General features: G+C 66.7%; 23 protein-coding genes. 8 read left to right on the top strand and 15 right to left on the bottom strand.

Translation table 11 applies throughout. The features are described 5' to 3' along the window. Positions 1 to 62: 62 nt before the first annotated feature. The 3 genes from SARO_RS05495 to SARO_RS05485 all read right to left on the bottom strand — a co-directional run bounded on the left by SARO_RS05495 (position 63) and on the right by SARO_RS05485 (position 2,808). Positions 63 to 917: an arginyltransferase gene (locus SARO_RS05495; RefSeq protein ID WP_011444760.1), complete on the bottom strand. Its 855-nt coding sequence runs from the start codon at positions 915 to 917 to the stop codon at positions 63 to 65. A 210-nt stretch (positions 918 to 1,127) separates the two neighbouring features. Next, entirely contained in the window at positions 1,128 to 2,393 is a 1,266-nt protein-coding gene (locus SARO_RS05490) for a threonine ammonia-lyase (protein ID WP_011444759.1), read from the bottom strand. Positions 2,394 to 2,430: 37 nt separating this feature from the next. Further along, positions 2,431 to 2,808, bottom strand: a complete 378-nt coding sequence (locus SARO_RS05485) for a hypothetical protein (protein WP_176929296.1) — start codon at positions 2,806 to 2,808, stop codon at positions 2,431 to 2,433. Positions 2,809 to 2,899: 91 nt separating this feature from the next. On the opposite strand from SARO_RS05485, the gene SARO_RS05480 reads away from it, so the two are divergent. Together SARO_RS05480 and SARO_RS05475 are read left to right on the top strand one after the other, a co-directional pair. Further along, complete coding sequence (locus tag SARO_RS05480; protein ID WP_011444757.1) at positions 2,900 to 3,838, top strand: NAD(P)-dependent oxidoreductase; 939 nt, start codon at positions 2,900 to 2,902, stop codon at positions 3,836 to 3,838. Next, positions 3,835 to 5,541: an amidohydrolase gene (locus SARO_RS05475; RefSeq protein ID WP_011444756.1), complete on the top strand. Its 1,707-nt coding sequence runs from the start codon at positions 3,835 to 3,837 to the stop codon at positions 5,539 to 5,541. The genes SARO_RS05480 and SARO_RS05475 overlap by 4 nt, the downstream gene beginning before the upstream one ends. A 170-nt stretch (positions 5,542 to 5,711) precedes the next feature. On the opposite strand, the gene tatC is transcribed toward SARO_RS05475, so the two are convergent. The 9 genes from tatC to SARO_RS05430 form a co-directional block, all read right to left on the bottom strand. Beyond that, complete coding sequence (gene tatC, locus SARO_RS05470) at positions 5,712 to 6,551, bottom strand: twin-arginine translocase subunit TatC (protein ID WP_011444755.1); 840 nt, start codon at positions 6,549 to 6,551, stop codon at positions 5,712 to 5,714. Further along, on the bottom strand, positions 6,548 to 6,976 hold the full coding sequence (gene tatB / locus SARO_RS05465; RefSeq protein ID WP_011444754.1) for a Sec-independent protein translocase protein TatB: 429 nt from the start codon (positions 6,974 to 6,976) through the stop codon (positions 6,548 to 6,550). Before tatB ends, tatC begins: the two co-directional genes overlap by 4 nt. 26 nt (positions 6,977 to 7,002) lie before the next feature. After that, complete coding sequence (locus tag SARO_RS05460; RefSeq protein WP_011444753.1) at positions 7,003 to 7,254, bottom strand: twin-arginine translocase TatA/TatE family subunit; 252 nt, start codon at positions 7,252 to 7,254, stop codon at positions 7,003 to 7,005. A gap of 84 nt (positions 7,255 to 7,338) precedes the next feature. After that, positions 7,339 to 7,986 (bottom strand): SMC-Scp complex subunit ScpB, encoded by a 648-nt coding sequence (scpB, locus tag SARO_RS05455; RefSeq protein WP_011444752.1) that lies wholly within the window; start codon positions 7,984 to 7,986, stop codon positions 7,339 to 7,341. After that, positions 7,983 to 8,780 carry a segregation and condensation protein A gene (locus tag SARO_RS05450; protein ID WP_011444751.1) on the bottom strand — a complete coding sequence of 266 codons (798 nt, stop codon included), beginning with the start codon at positions 8,778 to 8,780 and terminating at the stop codon, positions 7,983 to 7,985. Before SARO_RS05450 ends, scpB begins: the two co-directional genes overlap by 4 nt. After that, positions 8,780 to 9,796 carry a beta-N-acetylhexosaminidase gene (gene nagZ / locus SARO_RS05445; protein ID WP_041550744.1) on the bottom strand — a complete coding sequence of 339 codons (1,017 nt, stop codon included), beginning with the start codon at positions 9,794 to 9,796 and terminating at the stop codon, positions 8,780 to 8,782. Before nagZ ends, SARO_RS05450 begins: the two co-directional genes overlap by 1 nt. Before the next feature lie 146 nt (positions 9,797 to 9,942). Then, positions 9,943 to 10,692: an SPOR domain-containing protein gene (locus tag SARO_RS05440; RefSeq protein WP_011444749.1), complete on the bottom strand. Its 750-nt coding sequence runs from the start codon at positions 10,690 to 10,692 to the stop codon at positions 9,943 to 9,945. Positions 10,693 to 10,717: 25 nt separating this feature from the next. After that, entirely contained in the window at positions 10,718 to 12,466 is a 1,749-nt protein-coding gene (gene argS, locus SARO_RS05435) for an arginine--tRNA ligase (RefSeq protein WP_011444748.1), read from the bottom strand. 92 nt (positions 12,467 to 12,558) lie between these two features. Continuing rightward, the gene (locus SARO_RS05430) at positions 12,559 to 13,221 is read right to left on the bottom strand and encodes a hypothetical protein (RefSeq protein WP_011444747.1); all 663 of its coding nucleotides are present in this window, start codon (positions 13,219 to 13,221) and stop codon (positions 12,559 to 12,561) included. Between the two features lie 126 nt (positions 13,222 to 13,347). Between SARO_RS05430 and ispH the strand changes: the two genes are divergently transcribed. The 3 genes from ispH to rnhA are packed head-to-tail and all read left to right on the top strand — an operon-like array spanning position 13,348 to position 15,733. Continuing rightward, positions 13,348 to 14,316 carry a 4-hydroxy-3-methylbut-2-enyl diphosphate reductase gene (gene ispH, locus SARO_RS05425; RefSeq protein ID WP_011444746.1) on the top strand — a complete coding sequence of 323 codons (969 nt, stop codon included), beginning with the start codon at positions 13,348 to 13,350 and terminating at the stop codon, positions 14,314 to 14,316. A gap of 2 nt (positions 14,317 to 14,318) precedes the next feature. Further along, positions 14,319 to 15,305 (top strand): homoserine kinase, encoded by a 987-nt coding sequence (gene thrB / locus SARO_RS05420; protein WP_011444745.1) that lies wholly within the window; start codon positions 14,319 to 14,321, stop codon positions 15,303 to 15,305. Then, complete coding sequence (gene rnhA / locus SARO_RS05415; RefSeq protein WP_011444744.1) at positions 15,302 to 15,733, top strand: ribonuclease HI; 432 nt, start codon at positions 15,302 to 15,304, stop codon at positions 15,731 to 15,733. The genes thrB and rnhA overlap by 4 nt, the downstream gene beginning before the upstream one ends. A 95-nt stretch (positions 15,734 to 15,828) precedes the next feature. Here rnhA and SARO_RS05410 read toward each other — a convergent pair whose 3' ends face one another. The 3 genes from SARO_RS05410 to SARO_RS05400 all read right to left on the bottom strand — a co-directional run bounded on the left by SARO_RS05410 (position 15,829) and on the right by SARO_RS05400 (position 18,201). Continuing rightward, positions 15,829 to 16,011: a YegP family protein gene (locus SARO_RS05410; protein ID WP_011444743.1), complete on the bottom strand. Its 183-nt coding sequence runs from the start codon at positions 16,009 to 16,011 to the stop codon at positions 15,829 to 15,831. Positions 16,012 to 16,102: 91 nt separating this feature from the next. Further along, positions 16,103 to 17,212, bottom strand: coding sequence for an NAD(P)/FAD-dependent oxidoreductase (locus SARO_RS05405; RefSeq protein WP_011444742.1), 1,110 nt, complete (start codon positions 17,210 to 17,212; stop codon positions 16,103 to 16,105). Continuing rightward, positions 17,209 to 18,201 (bottom strand): alpha/beta hydrolase, encoded by a 993-nt coding sequence (locus SARO_RS05400; protein ID WP_011444741.1) that lies wholly within the window; start codon positions 18,199 to 18,201, stop codon positions 17,209 to 17,211. The genes SARO_RS05405 and SARO_RS05400 overlap by 4 nt, the downstream gene beginning before the upstream one ends. A gap of 81 nt (positions 18,202 to 18,282) precedes the next feature. On the opposite strand from SARO_RS05400, the gene SARO_RS05395 reads away from it, so the two are divergent. From SARO_RS05395 to SARO_RS05385, 3 genes are all read left to right on the top strand, one after another. After that, on the top strand, positions 18,283 to 18,771 hold the full coding sequence (locus tag SARO_RS05395) for an A24 family peptidase (RefSeq protein ID WP_041550741.1): 489 nt from the start codon (positions 18,283 to 18,285) through the stop codon (positions 18,769 to 18,771). 75 nt (positions 18,772 to 18,846) lie between these two features. Then, a complete protein-coding gene (gene cpaB, locus SARO_RS05390; RefSeq protein WP_011444739.1) occupies positions 18,847 to 19,875 on the top strand; it encodes a Flp pilus assembly protein CpaB in 1,029 nt (342 codons plus the stop codon). A 1-nt stretch (position 19,876) separates the two neighbouring features. Then, the gene (locus SARO_RS05385; protein ID WP_011444738.1) at positions 19,877 to 21,496 is read left to right on the top strand and encodes a type II and III secretion system protein family protein; all 1,620 of its coding nucleotides are present in this window, start codon (positions 19,877 to 19,879) and stop codon (positions 21,494 to 21,496) included. The last annotated feature ends 11 nt before the right edge of the window (positions 21,497 to 21,507 follow it).

Here is a 21,507-nt window from a genome sequence, read left to right as displayed (position 1 = left end):
CGAAGGCCTGGAAGGGCGATGCCAGCGCGATCAGCGCGGCCAGGACACGGCAGAGCGGAGAATCAGATGTGCGCGTAACGCTCCTGCGCGCCGTGGACGCCGTCCTTGAGGCTGCCTTCGACAAGACTTGCCGGCTCGCACTTGCGGGCAGTGACAGCCCGCTCGATGGCGCTGGCCTGTTCAGCAGGTTCGAACCGTTCCCAGCCATCGCGGCCCAGCTTCTCCATCGGGCGGAAACGCACCTTGTATTGCATGCGCTCCGAGCCCTCGACCCAATAGCCGAGGTACACGTAGGGCAAACCCGCGCGGGCCGCACGCTGGATATGGTCGAGGATGATGAAGGTGCCAAGCCCGGACCGCGTCTCGTGTTGTGGATCGTAGAAGCTGTAGATCATCGAGAGACCGTCGCCCTGCTCGTCGGTCAGGCAGGCCCCTACCAGCCTTCCCTGCGAGCCGTCCACGGTGGGCTCCCTGTATTCAATCACGTAACTCTTGACCGGCGTGTGCTCCACCATGTCCGCGAAATCCATCTCGTCCATGGCCGCCATCCCGCCGCCTGGATGACGCACGGCGAGATAACGCTGCAAAAGCTCGAACTGTTCCGGAGTCGACCAAGCCTTGCAGATACTTACTTCAAGATCGCGATTGCGCTTGTGGATTCGCTTCTGCGTGGACGAGGGCCTGAACTCCCCCGTCACGACCCTGACCGAAACGCAGGCCTGGCAATCGATGCAGCTCGGCCGGTAGGCGACGGTCTGGCTCCGGCGAAAGCCGATTCGGCCCAGCGCGTCGTTAAGCTCATCGGCATTCGCGCCCTTGAGCTCGGTGAACACCTTTCGCTCGCTCCGCCCGGGCAGGTAAGGGCACGGCGCGGGGCTGGTCACGAAGAAGCGCGGGAAACGGACGGGCGCGGTCACGAGCTTGCGAATGCCTCCTCAGGTCGGACGATCCGCCCTGTCAATTGCGACAATGCCGCACCCGGCGCCCAGGTTAAAGCCCCGTTAACCACACATTCGGGCCCAATTCATGTCAAGTTCCTGGCCAGCGCCGATTATTTCGCGCGGAAACGGCGCGAAGTCCGAAATCGGGACAGGCTGGCGGACGAAGCTTAACGCCCGCGCCCTTCCCTACCCCAGTTCGACCTGCTCGACGTCGTAGCCCTTGCCGCGCAGCCCGGCGACGAGCCGGTCGATCTGCTCGCGATCGCGCGCCTCGCACTCGATCTCGGCGGTCAGGCCCTTGGCCGGCAGCGAAGTGAAGATGCGCTGGTGCCAAACTTCAAGGATGTTCACCTGGTGACGGTTGAACTCCTCGACCACCTTGAACAGCGCGCCAGGACGGTCCTGCAATGTGATGCGCAGGCGGCCGAGGCGCCCCGACCGTGCAAGATCGCGCAGCAGCACGTTGGCCAGCAGGCGCGTATCGATGTTCGCGCCCGTCAGCACGACGCCCACGTTGCGGCCCGCGAACAGCTCCCGGTTCTGCATCACCGCCGCCAGCCCCGCGGCGCCCGCGCCTTCGACCACGGTCTTCTCGATCTGGAGCAGCAGCGCCACGGCCGATTCCAGCGCGGCTTCGTTCACCAGCACCACATCGTCGACCAGATCGCGCAGCACGGCGGAGGTGAACGCCCCCGGCTCCTTCACCGCGATGCCCTCGGCCAGCGTATCGCCGCCGCATGGCAAATCGAGGTGCTTGAGCCGCGCGAACATCGACGGGAAGAGCTGTGCCTGCACGCCGATCAGGCCGATCTCCGGCTTGATCCCGCGCGCCGCCGTGCCCATGCCCGAAAGCAGGCCACCGCCACCGATGGGAACGGCCAGCATGTCGATCTCGGGCGCATCCTCGAGCATCTCGAGCGCGACCGTACCCTGTCCGGCCGCGACATTGCGCTCGTCGAACGGGTGGACGAACGTCAGTCCCAGTTCGCGCTCCAGCTTGCGCGCATGGGCATAGGCCTCGTCGAAGGTCTCGCCCTCGAGCACGACCTTGCCGCCCACGGCCTCGGTCTGCATGATCTTCACCGTCGGCGTCGTGCGCGGCATGACGATGGTCACGGGAACGCCCAGGCGGGTTCCGTGGTAGGAAAGCCCCTGCGCGTGGTTTCCCGCCGACGCGGCGATCACGCCCCGCGCGCGCTGTTCCTGCGAAAGGAGCAGCAGGGCATTGAGCGCACCTCGCTCCTTGTAGGCGGCGGTGAACTGCAGGTTCTCGAACTTGATCCAGATGTTCGCGCCGGTAATCGCGCTCAGCGTCTTGCTGTGCAGGGTCGGGGTGCGCACCACCTGGCCGGCAATGCGCTCCGCCGCCGCACGAACGTCGGCGAGAGTCAGCAGGGCGTCCGCGTCGTCGGCGGCCCCCTGCACTACGGGCGTGAGCGCTGCATTTTCCATCCGCGCGCCCTAACGGAAACGGCGCTTGAAGGAAACCTCAAGCTTTTCCGGATTCGCCCGGATCGCCGGCCACGCGGCGGAAGTAGAACACTGGCAGGCAGGCGGCCATGATCGCCGCGCTGTCCGCCACCCAGTCGCGCCAATCGGAATCGCGGTGGAGGTCCGGAATCGCCTGCACGACTTCGATTCCCGCGCCCACCAGCGAAAGCCACAACGCGGTCCGCACGATCGATGCGCGCGGCCAGCCCAGCCCGGCCAGCGTGGTCAACGTGAAGAACGCCAGCATGTGCTGGAACTTGTCGCCCAGCGCATCCGTTGGCAGTTCTGGCGGCTTTGGCAGAACCGCCATGACCAGCGCAAAGACAAGCGCCGGCCAGAACGCCAGTCGGGCTAGGCGCGATAGAATCTGTGTCATCCGGTCCATCGCGCCCTCTATGCTGCGGGGCAATTTCGCTGACAACCCGTACGGGGTGGCGCACCGCCGCAAACCGGATATGAATGCCTGCATGACTGACCAGACTTCCGCTGAACTTTCCGCCCAGGTCCCCATCGAGCCCGCCACCGTCGCCTTCCTCGGCCTTGGCGTGATGGGCGGCGCGATGGCGCGCCACCTCGGCAAGGCCGGCCACCGGCTGACGATCTACAACCGCACGCCCTCGCGGGCAGAGGCATGGCAGTCCGCCAATCCGGGCCTTGCCTCTCGCGTCGCCTCCAGCCCGGCCGAAGCCGCCGAGGATGCGGACGTCGTGATCACCTGTGTCGGCAACGACGACGACCTTGCCGATGTCGTGCTCAGCCCGAATGGCGCCTTTTCCACGTTGCGCCGGGGCGCGCTCTACATCGATCACACCACCGTCTCGGCGCGCATTGCCCGCCAGATCGCGGTCGAAGGCCGCGACAAGGAACTGCTCTGCGTCGACGCGCCGGTCACGGGCGGCCAGTCGGGCGCCGAGGCCGGCACGCTGGCGATCATGTGCGGCGGCAGCGCCCGCGCGGTCGACGCCGCGCGCCCGATCCTTGCCGCTTACGCCAAGCGCGTGGTCCACGTCGGCAAGTCCGGCGCGGGGCAGACCGCGAAGATGGCCAACCAGATGTGCATCGCCGGGACGCTTGCCGGCCTGTCCGAGGCGATCCGGTTCGCACAGATCGCGCACCTCGATCTCGAAAAGGTGTTCGAGGCGATCTCGGGCGGCGCGGCCCAGTCGTGGCAGATGGACAACCGCTTCCACACGATGGCGAACGACGAGTTCGACTTCGGCTTCGCGGTCGACTGGATGCGCAAGGACCTTGGCCTGGCCATAGAGGAGGCGCGCAACCTGGGAGCGAGCGTCCCCGTCACCGCGCTTGTCGACCAGTTCTATGTCGACGTGCAGGCCATGGGGCACGGCCGCGAGGACACGAGCGCGCTCATCCGCCATTTGCCGCGACGGGCTCCAAGGGCATGATCGTCGGTCGGGCGGCGCTCGCCGCGCTTCTGCTCGCCTCGTCCTCGTCAGTATCCGCGCCCGCACTTGCCGATACCCTGGTCGACAACGTCAGGGGCGAAACAATCGGCGCGGGCGGGCAGGTGGAACAGTTCACCGGCCTGCTGTTCGACGATGCCGGCACGATCAGGCGCATCATCCGCGCAGGCGAGAAGAAGCCCCGCCCGCGCAAGGACTACCAGTATCATGTCGACGGCAAGGGCCGCGTCATGCTTCCCGGCATGATCGACGCCCATGCGCACGTCATGGGCCTCGGCTTCGCGGCTCTCAGCCTCGACCTGACCGGCTCTACCTCGCTCCGGGACGCGCTTGACCGGATCGGCAGGTTCGCGGCCGAGCATCAGGACCGTCCGTGGATCGTCGGGCGTGGGTGGAACGAGGTCGTCTGGAACCTCGGCCGATTCCCCACGGCTGCCGAACTCGACGCCGTCACCGGCAACCGCCCGGTCTGGCTGGAGCGGGTCGATGGCCACGCAGGCTGGGCCAATACCGCCGCGCTGAAGGCAGCGGGCGTCACGGCCGCGACCAAGGACCCATCGGGAGGCAGGATCGAGCGCAACCCCGATGGCACGCCGCAAGGCGTGCTGGTCGATGCCGCCACCTCCCTTGTCGCCGCCCGCGTCCCAGCCCCTCGCCCGGAAGACCGCGACGTGGCGCTGGCCACCGCGCAGCAGATCCTGTTCAAGCGCGGCGTCACCGCCGCTGCCGACATGGGCACCAGCATAGAGGACTGGCAGGCCTATCGCCGCGCAGGCGATGCCAACCGCCTCTACATCCGCATCATGGCCTATGCCGCCGGGACCGAGCAGATGACCCTGATCGGCGGGCCCGGCCCTTCACCGTGGCTCTATCAGGATCGCCTGCGCCTCAACGGGGTGAAGCTCTACCTCGACGGCGCGCTCGGCTCGCGCGGGGCATGGCTCAAGGCCCCCTATGCCGATGCGCCGGCCACGCGCGGCCTGCCGCAGCTTTCGCAGACGCAGCTCGGAAACCTGATGAGCCGCGCAGCTATGGATGGCTTCCAGGTGGCGGTGCATGCCATCGGCGACCAGGCGAACGCTACCGTCATCGGCGCGATTGGCGACCTTGCCGACACGTACAAGGGCGATCGGCGCTGGCGCATCGAACATGCGCAGATCCTCGATCCGAAGGACTACGCCCGCTTTGCCGCCAGCGGCGCGATTGCCTCGATGCAGCCCTTCCACCAGACTTCCGACCGCATCATGGCCGAAGCCCGCCTCGGGCCCGACCGCCTTGCCGGCGCCTATCCCTGGAAGTCCCTGAAAGCCGCAGGGGTCCGCCTCGCATTCGGCTCCGACGCGCCGGTCGAAGCGCCGGACCCGTGGGCCGGCCTTGCGGCGGCCATCAGCCGCCAGGGTCCCGACGGCGAACCTGCGGGCGGCTGGCAACCGCAGGAGCGGCTCACCCCCGCCGAAGCACTCGCCGCCTATACCGCCGATGCCGCCTATGCCGGATTTGCCGAGCAGCGCTTCGGCAGGCTGGCGCCCGGCATGAAGGCCGACTTCGTCCTTGTCGATGTCGATCCGCTCACCGCAAGCCCTGCACAACTCCGCGCAGCCCGCGTCGCGGAAACGTGGATTGGCGGGGGGCGCGTATGGTCGGCCGAGGAAAAGGTGGAAACTTCTCTTCCTTCAAAGCGTTAGGACGCCCGACGCGGAAGGCTTCGGGCGATGGTCCAAGGCTGCGTTGTGAAACCACCGCTCTCTCACCCGGTTTCGCAGCCCCATTGCAAACAGGGGGCTTCTGGACTGTAATTGCGGCGCGGGGGCTTCGGCCCCCGTGTCTTTATCCGTCCTACCCGTTACCCGAAAGCTCAGGGAAGCAGGGGTGGCTGTTCGCCTGCTGGCAGAAGCCTCGCCTGTGCTTCAGCCGCAGCTTCCTCGGCGGCTTCCTCGGCCCGTCGCTTGGCATCCGCACGCTCGGTGAAGCGCATGATCAGCAGCGTGCCTTCAAACAGGATCAGCAGCGGGATCGCCAGCATGAGCTGGGATACCACGTCTGGCGGGGTGGCCACGGTCGCCACGGCAAAGATCACCACGATCGCATAGCGCCGCGCCTTGACCAGTTGCTCGCGGCTGACGATCCCCGCGCGGTTCAGCAGCATGAGCAGGACCGGCAGCAGGAAGCTGATGCCGAAGGCCAGGATGAACTGCATGACGAGACTGAGATAATCGCCCGTTCCCGGCAGCGCCTCTAGCTGAAGGCCGCCCTTGTTCCCCTCGAACCCGAGGAACCACTTGAACGCGGTCGGCATCACGATGAAATACGCAAGGCTGGCGCCCATCGTGAACAGGATCGGCGTTGCGAACAGGAACGGCAAAAACGCCTTCTTTTCCCGCGCATAGAGCCCCGGCGCAACAAAGGCCCAGAGCTGGTTGGCGATTACCGGAAAACTGATGAAGAACGCCGCGAACATCGACACCTTCAACTCGACGAAGAACGCCTCGTAGAGCTTGGTGTAGATCAGCTTGCCCTGCCCCGGCGGGAAGGCCACGACCAGCGGCCGGGCAAGGATCGCGAAGATGTCGTCGGCAAAGTAGAAACACACCGCGAAAGCCACGATCAGCGCATAGACGCAGCGCAGCAACCGCGTGCGCAGTTCGAGCAGGTGGTCCAGCAGCGGCGCCTGGGTTTCATCGATGTCAGAGATCACGGTTGCTGGCTCCCCGGCCGGGCAGCCGGCGCTTCCTCGACCCTGGCCTCAACCTTTGCCTCGGGCGGCATCGGCCCGGTCATTACGGGATCGGTGTGGGGGGCATCGGCGGCCAGCGGCGTCGGGAACGGGTCGTTCTGGTCCTCGGCTGCGGCAGGGGTCTGACCCTGCGCGGCCGCGGTTTCCTGCGCCGCCGTCTCGCGCATGATGCGCTCGTTCTGTTCCTTCCACTTGCGCTCCATCTCCTCCATCTCCGCCTCGCGGATCATGGTCTCGATGCCGGCGCGGAAGTGGTTGGAGACACGGCGCATCTTCGCCACCCAGCGACCCGCAGTACGCAGGGCAAGCGGCAGGTCCTTCGGGCCGATCACCACGATCGCCACGATGACCAGCACCAGAAGTTCGGACGCGCCGATGTCGAACACGGCCCTGTCGCCTTGCTTGCCGAGGCTTACTGGGCCTGGTCGGTCGAAGTCGGCTGCGGCGCGGGCTGGGCCGGCGGCGGTGTCTGCTGGAGCGATGCCGGCGGGATCTGGGCAGGCGGCGGGGTGACGGGCTTGCTGTCCTCGTCGTTCATGCCCTGCTTGAAGCTTTTGATGCCCTTGCCGAAATCGCCCATCATTTCGGAAATGCGGCCACGGCCGAACAGGATCAGCACGACCAGTGCCAGCACGATCAGGTGCGGAAGGGAAAGACCACCCATTTGACTAACTCCTTAGCGCCTCGTCGGGCGCGCGACCCTAGATAGGGACTGCCGCCCCGACTTGCCAGCCAATCCATGCCACGACTAAGCGATGTCGTCGTTTGCGACGCCATCGCGCTCGTCCGCGTCATCGTCCTCCCCGCCCGAGGACTCGATCGCCCCCGTGTCCTCATCGTGCCCGCCCGTCAAGACTGCAAACGCCTCGTCGACCGGGTCGAGCAAGCCTGCGGCCCGCAATTCCTCGATTCCAGGCAGGTCACGACGCGATTCGAGGCCGAAGTGGCTGAGGAAATCGGGTGTCGTCGCATAGATCGTCGGCCGCCCCGGCACCTCGCGGCGACCGGCGATGCGGATCCAGCCCGCTTCCAGCAGCACGTCCAGCGTGCCCTTGGCGGTCTGGACGCCGCGAATCGCTTCTATCTCGGCACGGCTGACGGGCTCGTGGTAGGCGATGATGGCGAGCGCTTCGGTAGCGGCGCGCGACAGGCGGCGCGGCTCTTCCTTCTCACGGCGCAGGAGGTGGGCGAGGTCGGGTGCGGTCTGGAAGTGCCAGCGCCCTCCCCGCTCGACCAGATGTACGCCACGGTCGGCGTAGAGGTCGCTCAGGTGCTGTAAGGTGCGTTTCAGGTCGACGCCGCCCAGATGCGCAGAAATCTCTTGTTCCGTAAGGGGTTGCTCGGCGGCGAACAATGTCGCTTCAACCGCCCGTTCAAGATCGTTCGGCTCGCTCACGGCCGCACCGCACGCAGCATGAGCGGCCCAAACGTCTGTTCTTGCGCGATTTCCGCCCGCCCCTGCTTGGCCAGTTCAAGCGCCGCAAGGAAACTCGACGCCAGCGCCGACTTGCGCAACATCGGGTCGGCCTCAAGCGGCAGGAAGGCGCGCAGGTCGGTCCAGTCCATGACCACGCCGAGCATCTTCGACACCCGGGCGAGCGCGGCATCGAGCGTCATCACTGCCCGCTCGCGCACCATGTGGACGACCGGGCGGTTGCGGTGCTTGATCGCGCCATAGGCCTGGATCAGCGAGAAGATATCACACTGCCACAAGGACTTGCGGTCAATCCGCAGGCCTTCGGGCGCACCGCGTACGAAGACGTCGCGGCCCACCCGGTCGCGCGCCATCAGCCGCGCCCCCGCCTCGCGCATCGCGCCAAGCCGCTGCAACCGCAATTGCAGCTTCAGCGCCAGCTCCTCCGGGCTCGGCTGCACTTCGGGATCGCGGGGCAGCAGCAGGAGCGACTTGAGATAGGCCAGCCACGCCGCCATCACCAGATAGTCGGCGGCAAGCTCAAGCTTCAGCGCCTCGGCCTGCTCGATATAGCCAAGATACTGGTCAACCAGTTCGAGGATCGAGATTTTCCGGAGATCGACCTTCTGCCGCCGCGCCAGTTCGAGCAGGAGGTCAAGCGGCCCTTCCCACCCGTCCAGCTCGAGATAGAGCGCCGCGTCGTTGCCCTGGGCAGAGGCGACGCCGTCCCACACCTCGTCGCCTTCGAACAGCGTCGGTGCGGCGACTTCGTCCATCAGGCCAGTTCCAGCAACCGGTCGCGCTTGTCGAAAAGCGCGGCCTGAGCGGTCATGTCGGCTGGAGCGTCGAAGGCCGCGGTGGGCGCGAGCGCGCGTTCCAGCCGCTGCATCACTTTGTCAGACATGGGCGCGAGGCTGTTCGCGATGCCGACCATGTCATCCATCTTCGCCCAGCAATTCAAGGCGATGTCGCAGCCCGCAGCCTGCGCGCGCGCCGCGCGTTCGGGCACGGTGCCGCCAAGCGCCTGCATATCGAGATCGTCGGTCAGGAGCAGCCCGTCGAAGCCGATCGCCTTGCGGATGATCTCCTCGATGACGAAGGGCGAGTGCGTCGCCGGGTTCCAGTCATCCCATGCGAGGAACCGCAGGTGCGCGGTCATGCCGATGGTGGCATCGCGCAGGGCGCGGAACGGAGCGAGGTCCATTTCCAGCTCCTCGGCGCTGGCAGAGACCGTGGGCAGTTCCTTGTGGCTATCGACCAGCGCGCGGCCATGGCCCGGCATGTGCTTGACCACGCCCGCAATTCCCGCGCGCGCCAGCCCATCGAGCGTTGCCCTTCCGAGCGCCGCAACGCGCATCGGTTCCGAACCGAGCGCACGGTCCCCGATGACGTCGTGCGCGCCCGGCTGGCGGACGTCGAGCAGCGGCAGGCAATCGACGCTGATCCCCGCTTCCGCCAGATCGAGGCCCAGCGCTTCGGCATTGGCGCGCGCAGCCTCGATCGCGCTGGCAGGGGCGATGTCGTAGAGCCGGTCGAACCGCTCGCCGGGAGGATAGGGTTGCCAGACCGGCGGCTTCATCCGCGCGACGCGCCCGCCTTCCTGATCGATGCAGATGAAAGTGCGGTCACGGCCATGCAGCGCGCGCAGCTCGTCCGTCAGGGCGCGAAGCTGCGCCGGGCTTTCCACATTCCGACCGAACAGGATATATCCCGCCGGGTCCGCATCGCGGAAGAAGGCGCGTTCGTCTTCAGTCAGGGTCAGGCCCGAAAGCCCGAAGATCGCCGGAAGCATGGTGGTGGATTCGCGGATGCCATGGCCATTTGCAAGGCCCGGAGCGCCCAAGACCGGGGAAAAGCAGTCGCGCCGCCGCGCGCAGGCCGCGGATGATCGTGAACCTGGCCTGCCCCGCTTTCAACCGGGAGCGGAACAGCCCCTGTTCAGCGCTTTACCTGGCATTTCAAACCGCCCGCCTGAAGTTTCTGGCAGAGCGCGCTGGCGGACGAGAGGTCCCCCGCCACGGCCTGAAGACGATAGACCGTGCCGATATCGGCCCTGCCTTCGATCACGCGGTGAGACAGGCCCTTGAGCGCTTCGTGATTGACGCTGAGCTTCTGCCAGGCAGCTTCGGCGGCGGCATTCGACGAGAACGCCCCGATCTGCACACCCACGCCGCTCGGCAACGGCTTGTCGGATGCGGCGGCGCTCGGCTTCGCGCTGGCCGATGCAGACGGGGTTGCCGCAGGCGCGGGCGCGGGCGAGGCGGAACCTGCCAGATTCGCGCCCGGCTTTTCGCCCTCGCTCACCTTGAAGCTGGAATCGCCGGTGCCGGCGAAGGTCTTCCCGCCCGGATCGCTCGGCGCGACCTTGTAGGGCTCCTTGCTCGCCTCGATCAGGCTGCCGTCCGCGCCCGCCGGCCCCTGCCCGCGGTTGGTCGCCCAGTAGACGCCGCCGATCAAGGCAGCGAGCACGATCAGGCCCACGACCGCAAAGCCGATCAGGCGGCTGTTCCCGCCTTCCTCATCGTCGAGGTCGACGTCGTCGGCGCTTTCCAGCCAGGGCAGGCGTTCCTCGTCGCCAAGGGCCAGGCGTTCGTCGCCCGGCTCTGGCGAACCGAGTTCCGCCGATACGTCAAACGGCTTGCCCGCCGCCTGCTCATCCCAGGAATTCTGACCGCCTTCGCCGTTCATGCCGTAGCCCGCCCCGTTTTGCCCATCAAAGCTCTTGCGCGGCCTCGACGCCAAGGACAGCGAGGCCATTGCGGATTACCTGCCCGATTTGCGCGGCAAGGAAAAGGCGGGCTGCGGTCATTGCGGAGTCTTGTGCCACAATGAAGCGTTTGTCCGGACGGTCGTTCCCCAGATTGTAGAACGAGTGGAAGGCCGACGCGAGGTCGTGCAGGAAGAATGCGATCCGGTGCGGTTCGCGCGCCGCCGCGGCGGCCTCGATCGTGCGCGGGAACTGCGCGGCAAGCTTGACCAGCGCCAGTTCCTCATCACCCAGCAGGTCGAGATTGGCGGATGAAGGCGCAAAGCCCTCGTCAGCGCCCTTGCGCAGGTTCCGGCAGATGCGGGCATGGGCATACTGCACGTAGAACACCGGGTTGTCCTTCGACGCCTCGACCACCTTGGCGAAGTCGAAATCCATCTGCGCGTCGGGCTTGCGGGTGAGCATGGTGAAGCGCACCACATCCTTGCCGACTTCTTCGACCACGTCAGAAAGCGTAACGAAGTTGCCGGAACGCTTGGACATTTTCACCGGCTCGCCGTCGCGCAGCAACTGGACCATCTGTACCAGCTTGACCTCGAAGGGCTTGGGCGTGCCGCCGTCCGCGCTGGTCAACGCCGCAACTGCGGCCTTGATCCGCTTGACAGTGCCAGCGTGGTCCGCGCCCCAGATGTCGACGAGGGCATCGGCAGTCTGCGCCTTCTGAAAGTGGTAGGCGAGGTCCGCGCCGAAATAGGTCCACGCTCCGTTCGACTTCTTGATCGGGCGGTCCTGATCGTCACCGAACTTCGTGGAGCGGAACAACGGCAGCACCACCGGCTCCCAGTCCTCGGGGGTCTTGCCCTTGGGCGCTTCGAGCAGGCCATCGTATACCAGGTCATGTGCCCGCAGCCACTGCTCGGCGGCGTCCACCTTGCCCGATGCCTGAAGCTCCGCTTCGGAGGAGAAAAGGTCGTGGTGGATCCCCAGCGTCGCAAGGTCGGAGCGGATCATGTCCATCATCGCCGCAACGGCGCGCGTGCGGAACAGGATCAGCCAGTCGGCTTCGGCCGCCTTGGCATACTTGTCGCCAAATTCCTCGGCGAGCGCCTTGCCCACAGGAACGAGATAGTCGCCAGGATAAAGACCTTCGGGAATCTCGACCGTTTCGCCCAGCGCCTCGCGGTAGCGCATGTGGACCGAGCGGGCGAGCACGTCGACCTGCGCACCAGCATCGTTGACGTAGTATTCCTTGATGACCTGGTGTCCGCTGAAGGCCAGCAGATCGGCCAGGGCATCGCCCACCACCGCGCCCCGGCAATGGCCCATGTGCATCGGCCCCGTGGGATTGGCCGAGACGTATTCGACGTTCACGACCTTGCTGCCGCCCATCGTCGAACGCCCGTAGTCCGCGCCCGCCGAGCCGATCAGCGCAAGCTCGCCGCGCCAGGCGTCGTCGGTCAGGCGCAGGTTGATGAACCCCGGACCGGCGATCTCGGCGGAAACGACGCGCGGCTCCTTTTCAAGCTCTGCCGCCAGCGCCGTCGCCAATGCGCGCGGATTGGTGCCCGCGGGCTTGGCCAGGACCATGGCCGCGTTGGTCGCCAGATCGCCATGGCTCGGATCGCGGGGCGGTTCGCAGGTGACGGCGCTTCGCGACAGGGTGCCAGGCAGCGTGCCCGCAGCTTCCAGCGCATCAAGCGCAGCGTCGATGACCCGAGCGAAGTCGGCGTGAAGATTGATCGTGGCGTCAGTCATGGGCGGGCGGTTAGCCCAATCGCGCCAAAAGCGAAAGGGCGCCGATCAGACGCCCTTTCCTGTTCCCGCAATCGGCCCGGATAAACGGTCCGTCAGCGGCGGACGTTGTACTGGAGCTGGTCGTCGGTGAGCTGGAAGCCGACGAGGAGTTCGAAGTTGGCGCGAGCCAGGGCGGCCTTGACCTCGGGCTGCGACAGCGGATCGACCGCGGCATCCTCGTCACCCGCGCGGCGCTTGCGCGAGATGCGCTTCACGATGTCCTCGGGCAGCGAGGCTTCGGACTTCTCGACATAGGCGCCTGCTTCCGCCTTGGCGGACGCGCGGGCCTGGCCATCGGCGAAGTCCAGCACGACCTTGCCCAGGCGCTTGGCGACGACGATGTTGCCGCCGCGAACCACGGTGGAGAAATAGGGCAGTTCGACACGGCGCGCGCCGCGCGTGTCGGTGCGGCGGGCGAGCACGTCGAAGGAAGCCACCGAATAGAGCTTGTCGCCATCGGTGCACTGGCTGCGCACGTTGGTGATCGCCGCCTCGACGTCGATCGCGCCCGAATCGGTACGGCCTGGCGCCGTGAACAGGGTCACGTCGCCGGTATAGTCGGGCACGCCGACGCGCGGACAGGGATCGCGCAGCGCCTTCACGCCGACTGCTTCGTCCACCACAAGCTCGCCGCGTCCGCCGCCACAGGCCGACAGCGCGAGCGCGGCCACGAGCGGGGCGCCCAGGAGGGCGATACGGCGGGCGGATGCGATCATGGGCACTCTATCCTTGGCAATTGCGGCTTGTGTCGCGGCGATCTGGCCGAGATTTGCGCCACCTCTACCCACCACAGCCGCTTTCGGCAATGGCAGGCGGGCGCGCTTGCTGCTAAGGGGCGCGCGATGAACGCCAGCTTGCCAGACGCCGCGCCCCAGGGCGCCCCGCTCCGCCTCCTGATTGCCGCCCCGCGCGGGTTCTGCGCGGGGGTCGACCGCGCGATCGAAATCGTCGAGCGCTCGCTCGAACGCTTTGGTGCACCGGTCTACGTCCGGCACGAAATCGTCCACAACCGCTATGTCGTCGACGGGCTCAAGGCCAAGGGCGCGGTCTTCGTCGAGGAACTGGACCAGGTGCCCGATGGCGCGCCAGTCGTCTTTTCGGCCCACGGCGTGCCCAAGGTCGTGCCCCAGACCGCGACCGAGCGCGGGCTCGACTGGCTCGACGCCACCTGCCCGCTGGTCAGCAAGGTCCACCGCCAGGCCGAGCGGCAGGTAGAGGCCGGGCGCCATATCCTGTTCGTCGGCCACAAGGGGCACCCCGAAGTGATCGGTACGATGGGCCAGGTCCCCGAGGGCACGATCTCACTGGTCGAGACGGTCGAGGACGTCGCAGGCCTCGACTTTCCCGAGGGCACGCCGCTCGCCTTCCTGACGCAGACCACGCTTTCGGTGGACGACACGGCAGAGATCGTCGCCGCGCTCCACACCCGCTTCCCGCAAATCGTCGGGCCCAAGGCAGAGGACATCTGCTATGCCACGTCCAACCGCCAGGCCGCGGTCAAGGCAATCGCGGGCGAGTGCGACCTGCTGCTGGTGATCGGCGCCCCGAACAGCTCCAACTCGCTGCGGCTGGTCGAAGTGGCTGAACGGCTCGGCACCCGCTCGCGCCTGATCCAGCGGGCGAGCGAGATCGAACCTGAATGGCTCGATGGCGTCGAAACGCTCGGTCTCACCGCCGGCGCCTCGGCACCCGAAGTGCTGGTGCGCGAAGTCGTCGCCCGGATCGCCTCGCTCCGGCCGGTCACCGAGGAAACGGTGACCACGGCCGAAGAGAAGATGGTGTTCAAGCTGCCGCGCCAACTGGTCGACTGACGATGGCGGTCTATACCCAGATCGGCGCCGAGGACATGGCCGCGCTCGTCGCCGAGTTCGACGTGGGCGAACTCGTTTCGGCCAAGGGCATCGCCGAGGGCGTGTCGAACAGCAACTGGCTGCTCGACACCACCGGGCGCGACGGCAAGGGCGCGCGGTTCATCCTGACGATGTACGAATTCCGCATCGAGCTGGAAGACCTGCCGTATTTCCTCTCGCTGCTCGATCACCTTGCTGGGCGCGGCTGCGCGGTGCCGCGCACGATCCACGACCGCGCAGGCGCGCTCTACCGCATGCGCGGGGACAAGGCGCTGGCGCTCATCGAGTTCCTGCCCGGCGTCTCGGTCAGCGAGCCGACCCCGGCGCAGGCCCGCGCCGTGGGCACGGCGCTGGCGCAGATGCACCTGGCCTCTGCCGACTTCGCCGGCTCGCGAGAAAACGGGATGGGACTGGCGGAATGGCAGCGTCTGTTCGATGCCTGCGGGGCGGAAGGGCTGGCACGGATCGACCCCGACCTTGCCGGACTGGTGGCAGAACACATGCCCCGCATCGCGGCGCAATGGCCCGCCGACCTGCCGCGCTCGGTCATCCATGCGGACCTCTTCCCCGACAACGTGCTGATGCTGGGCGACAAGGTCACCGGCCTCATCGACTTCTACTTCGCCTGCAACGACATCATGGCCTACGATGTGGCGGTCACCCATGCGGCGTGGTGCTTCGACGGCAGCGGGCGGAGCTTCGATCCGGCCGTCTCGGCGGCGCTGCTCGAAGGCTACGAGTCGGTGCGGCCACTGCTGCCGGAAGAGCGCGCGGCCCTGCCGCTGCTGGCGCAGGGCGCGGCGATGCGCTTCACATCGAGCCGGGCCTATGACTGGCTGAATACGCCGGCCGACGCGCTGGTGGTGCGCAAGGACCCGATGGCGTTCGCCCGGCGGCTGCAATTCTACGCCGCCAATCCCGCCATATTCGACACGAATGCTTTCGCGTGAAGCACGTCGAGATCTTCACCGACGGCGCGTGCAAGGGCAATCCCGGCAAGGGCGGCTGGGGCGCGCTGCTGCGCATGGGCGAGCACGAGAAGGAAATGGCCGGCTCCGAAAAGGAGACGACCAACAACCGCATGGAGCTGATGGCTGCGATCCGCGCGCTCGAGGCGCTGAAGCAGCCCTGCCGCGTGACGCTGCACACCGACAGCAAGTACGTGCTCGACGGCATCACCAAGTGGATCTTCGGCTGGCAGAAGAAGGGCTGGAAGACGGCCGACAACAAGCCGGTCAAGAACGAGGACCTGTGGCGCGCGCTGGTCGATGCGGTGCGCCCGCACAAGGTCGAATGGGTCTGGGTCAAGGGGCACGACGGCCACCCCGAGAACGAGCGGGTCGACAAGCTAGCGAGCGATGCGGCGCTGGCGGCCTGAAAGTTCCGCCTGCTGATTTCCGCCTGCTCCGGCACTTCGCTGATGCCGAAGCTGCCTTGGCATCGCGAGTGGCGGCAGCGGGATCGGGCGGTGCTTCAGTCCGCCGTGGTATCAACCACTTCGGCGCCGGGCCCGTTCTTCAGTATCGATTCAATGGCATTCTTCGCGCCCGATTTGCTGGAGTAGCCCTCGGTCCAGAAGATCGTTTCGTTGTTGAAGCAGAAGTAGGCGACGAATTCGCCGGCCTTGTTCCTGCGGATCTCGAAGCGGTGTGCCATCAACGCATCCTCTCGGTCTTTTTGAAGAATGAAACCGGGATTGAAACTCAATCCAGCGCGTTCGTTTCCTCAAAATGACAGTATCATGCATTCAGGCCATGACAAAACGACCCGGCGCATAGACTTCCGCGTCGATCTCCGCCGTCAGGCCATCGCGCGGCAGGCCCAGCAGAAGCTGCGCGCCGAGCCTTGCCGCCGCCGGCGCGGTCTGTATTCCGAAGCCGCCTTGCCCGGCGAACCAGAATAGTCCGGGAACGCGGGGGTCGAAGCCGTAGACCGGCAGCCGGTCGGGCGAGAACGAGCGCAGGCCTGCCCAGCGCCGCTCCATCGCGACGATCTTCCAGTCCACGACATGCTCGAACCGGTCGATGGCGATGGCGACGTCAAGTTCCTCGGGCGCGGCATCGCGCGCCACGTCCGGAATCTCGTCGTGCGGGGAAAGCCAGAGGCGGCCGCCCTGCGGCTTGAAGTAGAAGTCCTCGTTGATGCCCAGCGTCAGCGGCAAATCGTCCGCGGGCGCGGGATCGGTGCGCAGCTGGACGATTGTGCGGCGCAGCGGCTGGATGCCCAGCGCGGCGGCGCCGGCAAGCTGCGCGAAGTCATCGGCCCAGGCCCCGGCGGCATTGGCAAGGATCGCCGCGCGCGCCTCGCCGCCATTCCAGGCGATGCGCCAGCCCGCGCCTTCGCGCTCCACCCGCTCCACGCGCGCCCGCACCCGCAGCACCGTGCCGGTGCGCTTCGATGCGGCGAGATAGTGCTGGTGCAAACCGGCCACGTCGATGTCGGCGCACTCGGGTTCCCAAGCGCCGACGATCCATTCCGGGCGCAGGCCTGGCACGCGACGCTCGAGCGAAGCGCGATCCTGCATGTGCAGCGTCGCGCCGAGCGCGCGGAATTTCTCGACGAATGCCTCCAGCTTCTCGCGGTCCGCCGCCTGCCCGATGTTCAGCGCCCCGCGCGGGGAAAGATAGCCACCTTCGCGCAGGAACCGGCCCGAAGCCATGGTCAGCGGAAAGACGCCCGGTCCACCATATGTCTCTTCCCAGAACGCGGCGGAACGACCCGTCGTGTGGTAACCGGGCGTATCCTCCGCCTCGACCAGCAGCACGCGAGCATGGGTAGCGCATTCGGCGGCAAGGCTTGCGCCAGCCATGCCCGCCCCGACGATGGCGACGTCGAAATCCTCGATCGGCAGGCTCACGCGGGTGCGTCCTCCCCGGTCGGCGGGGCAAGGCGGTCAAGAAAATCGTCGATGGCGTGCATGACCTTGTCCCTTACCGGATCGGCCTCACGGAGCAACTCGTGCCTTGCCTCGCGGCCCCAGGTCATCAGTTGCGCGCGCGGCAGGCGCCGCGCCGCACGCTCGATCGCGCGCCAGGAAACGAGCCCGTCATGGCGCGCGGCAAGCAAAAGCACCGGCACGTCGACCGCCTCCAGCAGCCCCGGTCTGTCCAGCACCAGCATCGAGGCGTAGGCCCGCTCCACCCAGCGCCAGCTTCCCGGCCCCATTGCAAGTTCGGGCCGCACCGTCTTCCAGTGCGTCTCGTCACCGTAACGGGCCTCGTCATGCGTGAGGAGCGTATTGCGCGCGGCCGTGGTTGCCCCGGGCTTTTCGCTGCTCTTCCAGGCGCTTCGTTCGGGGTCGCCGATTCGGCACATGAACTCGGCCACCCGGTGAAGAACCCGATTCGGGCCTGGTGTCAGGAATCCGAGCATGGGCGCGCTCAGCACCACCGCGGCCGGATCGATCCGGCGCTCGGCGAGGGCGCGAAGCACGAGATGCCCGCCCATCGAATGGCCCACGACCACATGGGGACCGGGCGTGTCACGAACCCAATCCGTCCAGAACGCGCCAAGGTCGTCCAGCCACAGCCCGAAATCGGGAACATGCCCTGTCATCGGATCCGACGAAAGCCGACCGGAGCCAGCTTGCCCTCGCCAGTCGAGCGCGGTGACCCGCCACCCTTCGCAATGCCAGTAATCCAGGGATTCCAGATACTTTTCGTAGAAATCCCCTCGTCCTGGCAGGAACAGGAGCGAACCTCGCGGCGCCGTGGGAGCGTCCGGTTCGGAATGGCCGGGCCAGTCTATGCGGCGTATCGGATGACCGTCGCTTGCCGTCCATGTCCCCTCGACAGCGTCGGCTGGAATCGCTCTCCGGTCGATCCGCCTGCCCGTGTCGAAATCCATGCCGCGCCGCCTCCACCCGCGCAAATCCGCGCCAAGGTTTGGTTACTGTTTGGTAAGTGGTTGTCCCTTATGCCGAAGAGCATGCAGGGGAACATCTTCGTTTACGGACTGGTCGGGGCATTGGCAATCGCACTGCTGGTTGCCGCCTTCACCGATATCCGCCGCCGCCAGATCGACAACTGGCTGAACGCCGCAATCGCGCTGGCCGCTCCCGCCTACTGGTGGGCAGCGGGCCTGTCTCTCTGGCCGGACATTGCCATGCAGGTCGGTCTGGCCGCTGCGACGTTCCTGGTTCTGGCGGGCCTGTTCGCGCTCAGGCTGATGGGCGGGGGCGACGTCAAGCTGCTGTCCGCGCTCGCCCTCTGGCTGGCTCCGGGGATGTTCGTGAAGCTGCTCGTCATCATGTCGCTGCTGGGCGGCTTTCTCACCATCGTTTTCGCTGCGTGGCACTACACGGTCACCCGCAGGCGCGATGCGAAAATTCCCTATGGCGTGGCCATTGCCTGCGCGGGACTGATCACACTGGCTCCCGTTCTGGAAGCTGGCTGGCGCTCCGTGAACGGTGCGTGAAACGCGCATATCGCAAATTTTAACCAATTTGCCCGAGACATGCGGGCCGGACTTTAGAGGGCGGGACAACGAGTCATGGACAAGAGGAAGCTGATGTTGCTGGTGGGGGCGCTGATCGTAGCGATCGGCACGGCCTTCGCAGCAAGGAGCCTTTTCGCCGGCAATTCGACGCCCCAGGCTGAAGCCGCGGCCAAGGTGCCGACCGGCCCCAAGGTCCTCGTGGCGCAGCGCGCGCTTCCGGTCGGCACGATCATCACAGCCGATTCAATCAACTTCCAGGCCTGGCCCAAGGACATGGTGCAGGACGCCTACTTCGTCGAAGGCGAGGCGGACATGCAGAAGCTGCTCGGCACCGTCGTCCGCAATCCGATCACGGCGGGCGAACCGGTGACCAAGGGCAATCTTGTCGCCCCCGGCGACCGCGGCTTCCTCGCTGCTGCTCTCGGTGCCGGCATGCGCGCCGTCACCATCCCTGTTTCCGCACGCACCGGCGTTGCCGGCTTCGTCTTCCCGGGCGATCACATCGATCTCGTGCTGACCCAGACTGTCAAGGGCACGGGCGAAGGCATGGCGCTCAAGGCGTCGGAGACGATCCTCAAGAACCTGCGCGTCCTTGCCACCGACCAGTCGACCGAACAGGAACAGGTCGAAGGCAAGACCCGCGTCCGCACCTTCAGCACCGTCACACTCGAAGTGACGCCCAAGATCGCCGAGAAGATTGCGGTCGCGCAGACCATCGGTACGATCAGCCTCTCGCTGCGCTCGCTGGCCGACAACTCGGCCGAGCTGGAGCAGGCCATTGCCGCCGGCGACGTCAAGATCCCGGCAGGCGTGACCAAGCAGCAGGAAGAGGCCCTGCTCCAGCAGGCGATGAACCGCCCGCTGGGCGGCGGCAAGGACAGCTTCGTCACCGGCGGCGACGTCTCGCGCTTCCAGCGCAAGACCATGCCCGTCACGGCACCCGCAGCCGGCATGGGCGCCCCGCAGATGGCAGCCGCCACCGGCCCGCAAATGGCCTCCAACGCTGCCCCCGTTCGCCGCGGCCCGGTCGTCCGTGTGACCCGCGGCAAGGAAACAGAATCCGTCTCGCTGGGAGGGAACTGACATGAAGCCCGCGCGACAGAACCAGATTGCGAAGGTCCGCACGATGAACCGCCGAATCTCCACTTCGCTCCTCACGGCCGCCGCGCTCGCGCTGCCGCTGGCCCTGGTCCCGGCAGGCGCCCCGCTCCATGCCCAGGGCATGACCAGCCCGGCGCGCACGGTGACCATCTCCATCGGTCGCGGCGAACTGGTCACGGTTCCGGGCCGCATGGCCGACGTCTTCGTGGCCGACGAGAGGGTCGCCGACGTCCAGGTCAAGTCGACCAACCAGCTCTATGTCTTCGGCAAGGCCGGCGGCGAGACGACGATCTATGCAAGCAACGCCAAGGGCGATGTCGTGTGGTCGGCCAATGTGCGGGTGGGCAACAACCTCGACTCGATCGACCAGATGCTGCACCTCGCCATGCCCGAAGCGCGCATCAACGTGGCGACGATGAACAACACGGTCCTGCTCACCGGCACCGTGGCAGCGCCCGAGGATGCCGCCGAGGCCGAACGCCTGGTCAAGGCTTTCGTCGGCGAGAAGACCAACGTCATCAGCCGCCTCAAGATGGCAACTCCGCTCCAGGTCAGCCTGCACGTGAAGTTCGCCGAGGTGAGCCGTTCGCTGGTGCGCACGCTGGGCGTCAACCTCACCACGATCGACGGCACCGGAGGCATCAAGTTCGGCATCGGCCAGGGCAGCACGACCGGCTCCGTGGCGACCAACCGCAACCTGCCGTTTGGCGTCGGCACCAGCTCGACCTCGGGCTACATCCTCGACCCGACCGGTGCCACGTCCAACTACGTGTCCGCGACTGGAACGTCGGTCGCTGCTAGCAGCAGCGGCACGACCATTGCGGGCATGGGCAAGCTGCTGGGCCTCGACCTTCTCGCCGCGCTCGATGCCGGTGAGACAATCGGTCTGGTGACCACGCTGTCGGAACCGAACCTGACTGCCATTTCCGGCGAAACTGCCGAATTCCTGGCGGGTGGCGAATACCCGATACCGGTTTCGCAGGGTCTCGGCACGACGTCGATCGAGTACAAGAAGTACGGCGTGAGCCTGGCCTACACGCCGACCGTGCTGGCCAACGGCCGCATCTCGATCCGCGTGCGTCCCGAAGCCTCGGAGCTATCCAGCACCGGGGCACTCAAGCTCGACAGCGTCGAGATTCCCGCGCTGACCGTTCGCCGCGCCGAAACCACGGTGGAACTCGGTTCGGGACAATCGTTCATGATCGCCGGCCTGCTTCAGAACGGTGCGCAGAACGCACTGACCAAGATGCCTGGCGCGGGCGACATCCCGATCCTTGGCTCGCTCTTCCGCTCGACCAGCTACAAGAAGGGCGAGACCGAACTGGTGATCGTGGTCACCCCCTACCTGGTGAATCCGGTCAACGCGAACGACATCAAGCTGCCGACCGACGGCTTCCAGAGCCCGAACGAAATCCAGCGCCTGCTCGGCCACATGGAAAGCGACGGCGTAACCGGCGGCGACCGGCCCAAGCCGACGCAGAAGGAAGGCACGACTCAGCAGGGCCCCAAGGTGGGCGAACTCGACGTGCCCACCACGCCGGCCGACCGCAAGAAGGTCGCCGCCGCGCCTGCCGCCGCCGAACCCGGCTTCAGCATCCAGTGAGAAAGGGACAA

Source organism: Novosphingobium aromaticivorans DSM 12444, assembly GCF_000013325.1.
Lineage (GTDB): Bacteria > Pseudomonadota > Alphaproteobacteria > Sphingomonadales > Sphingomonadaceae > Novosphingobium > Novosphingobium aromaticivorans.
The sequence above is the reverse complement of the archived record's forward strand: the minus strand, read 5'-3'. Positions and strand labels throughout refer to the sequence as shown.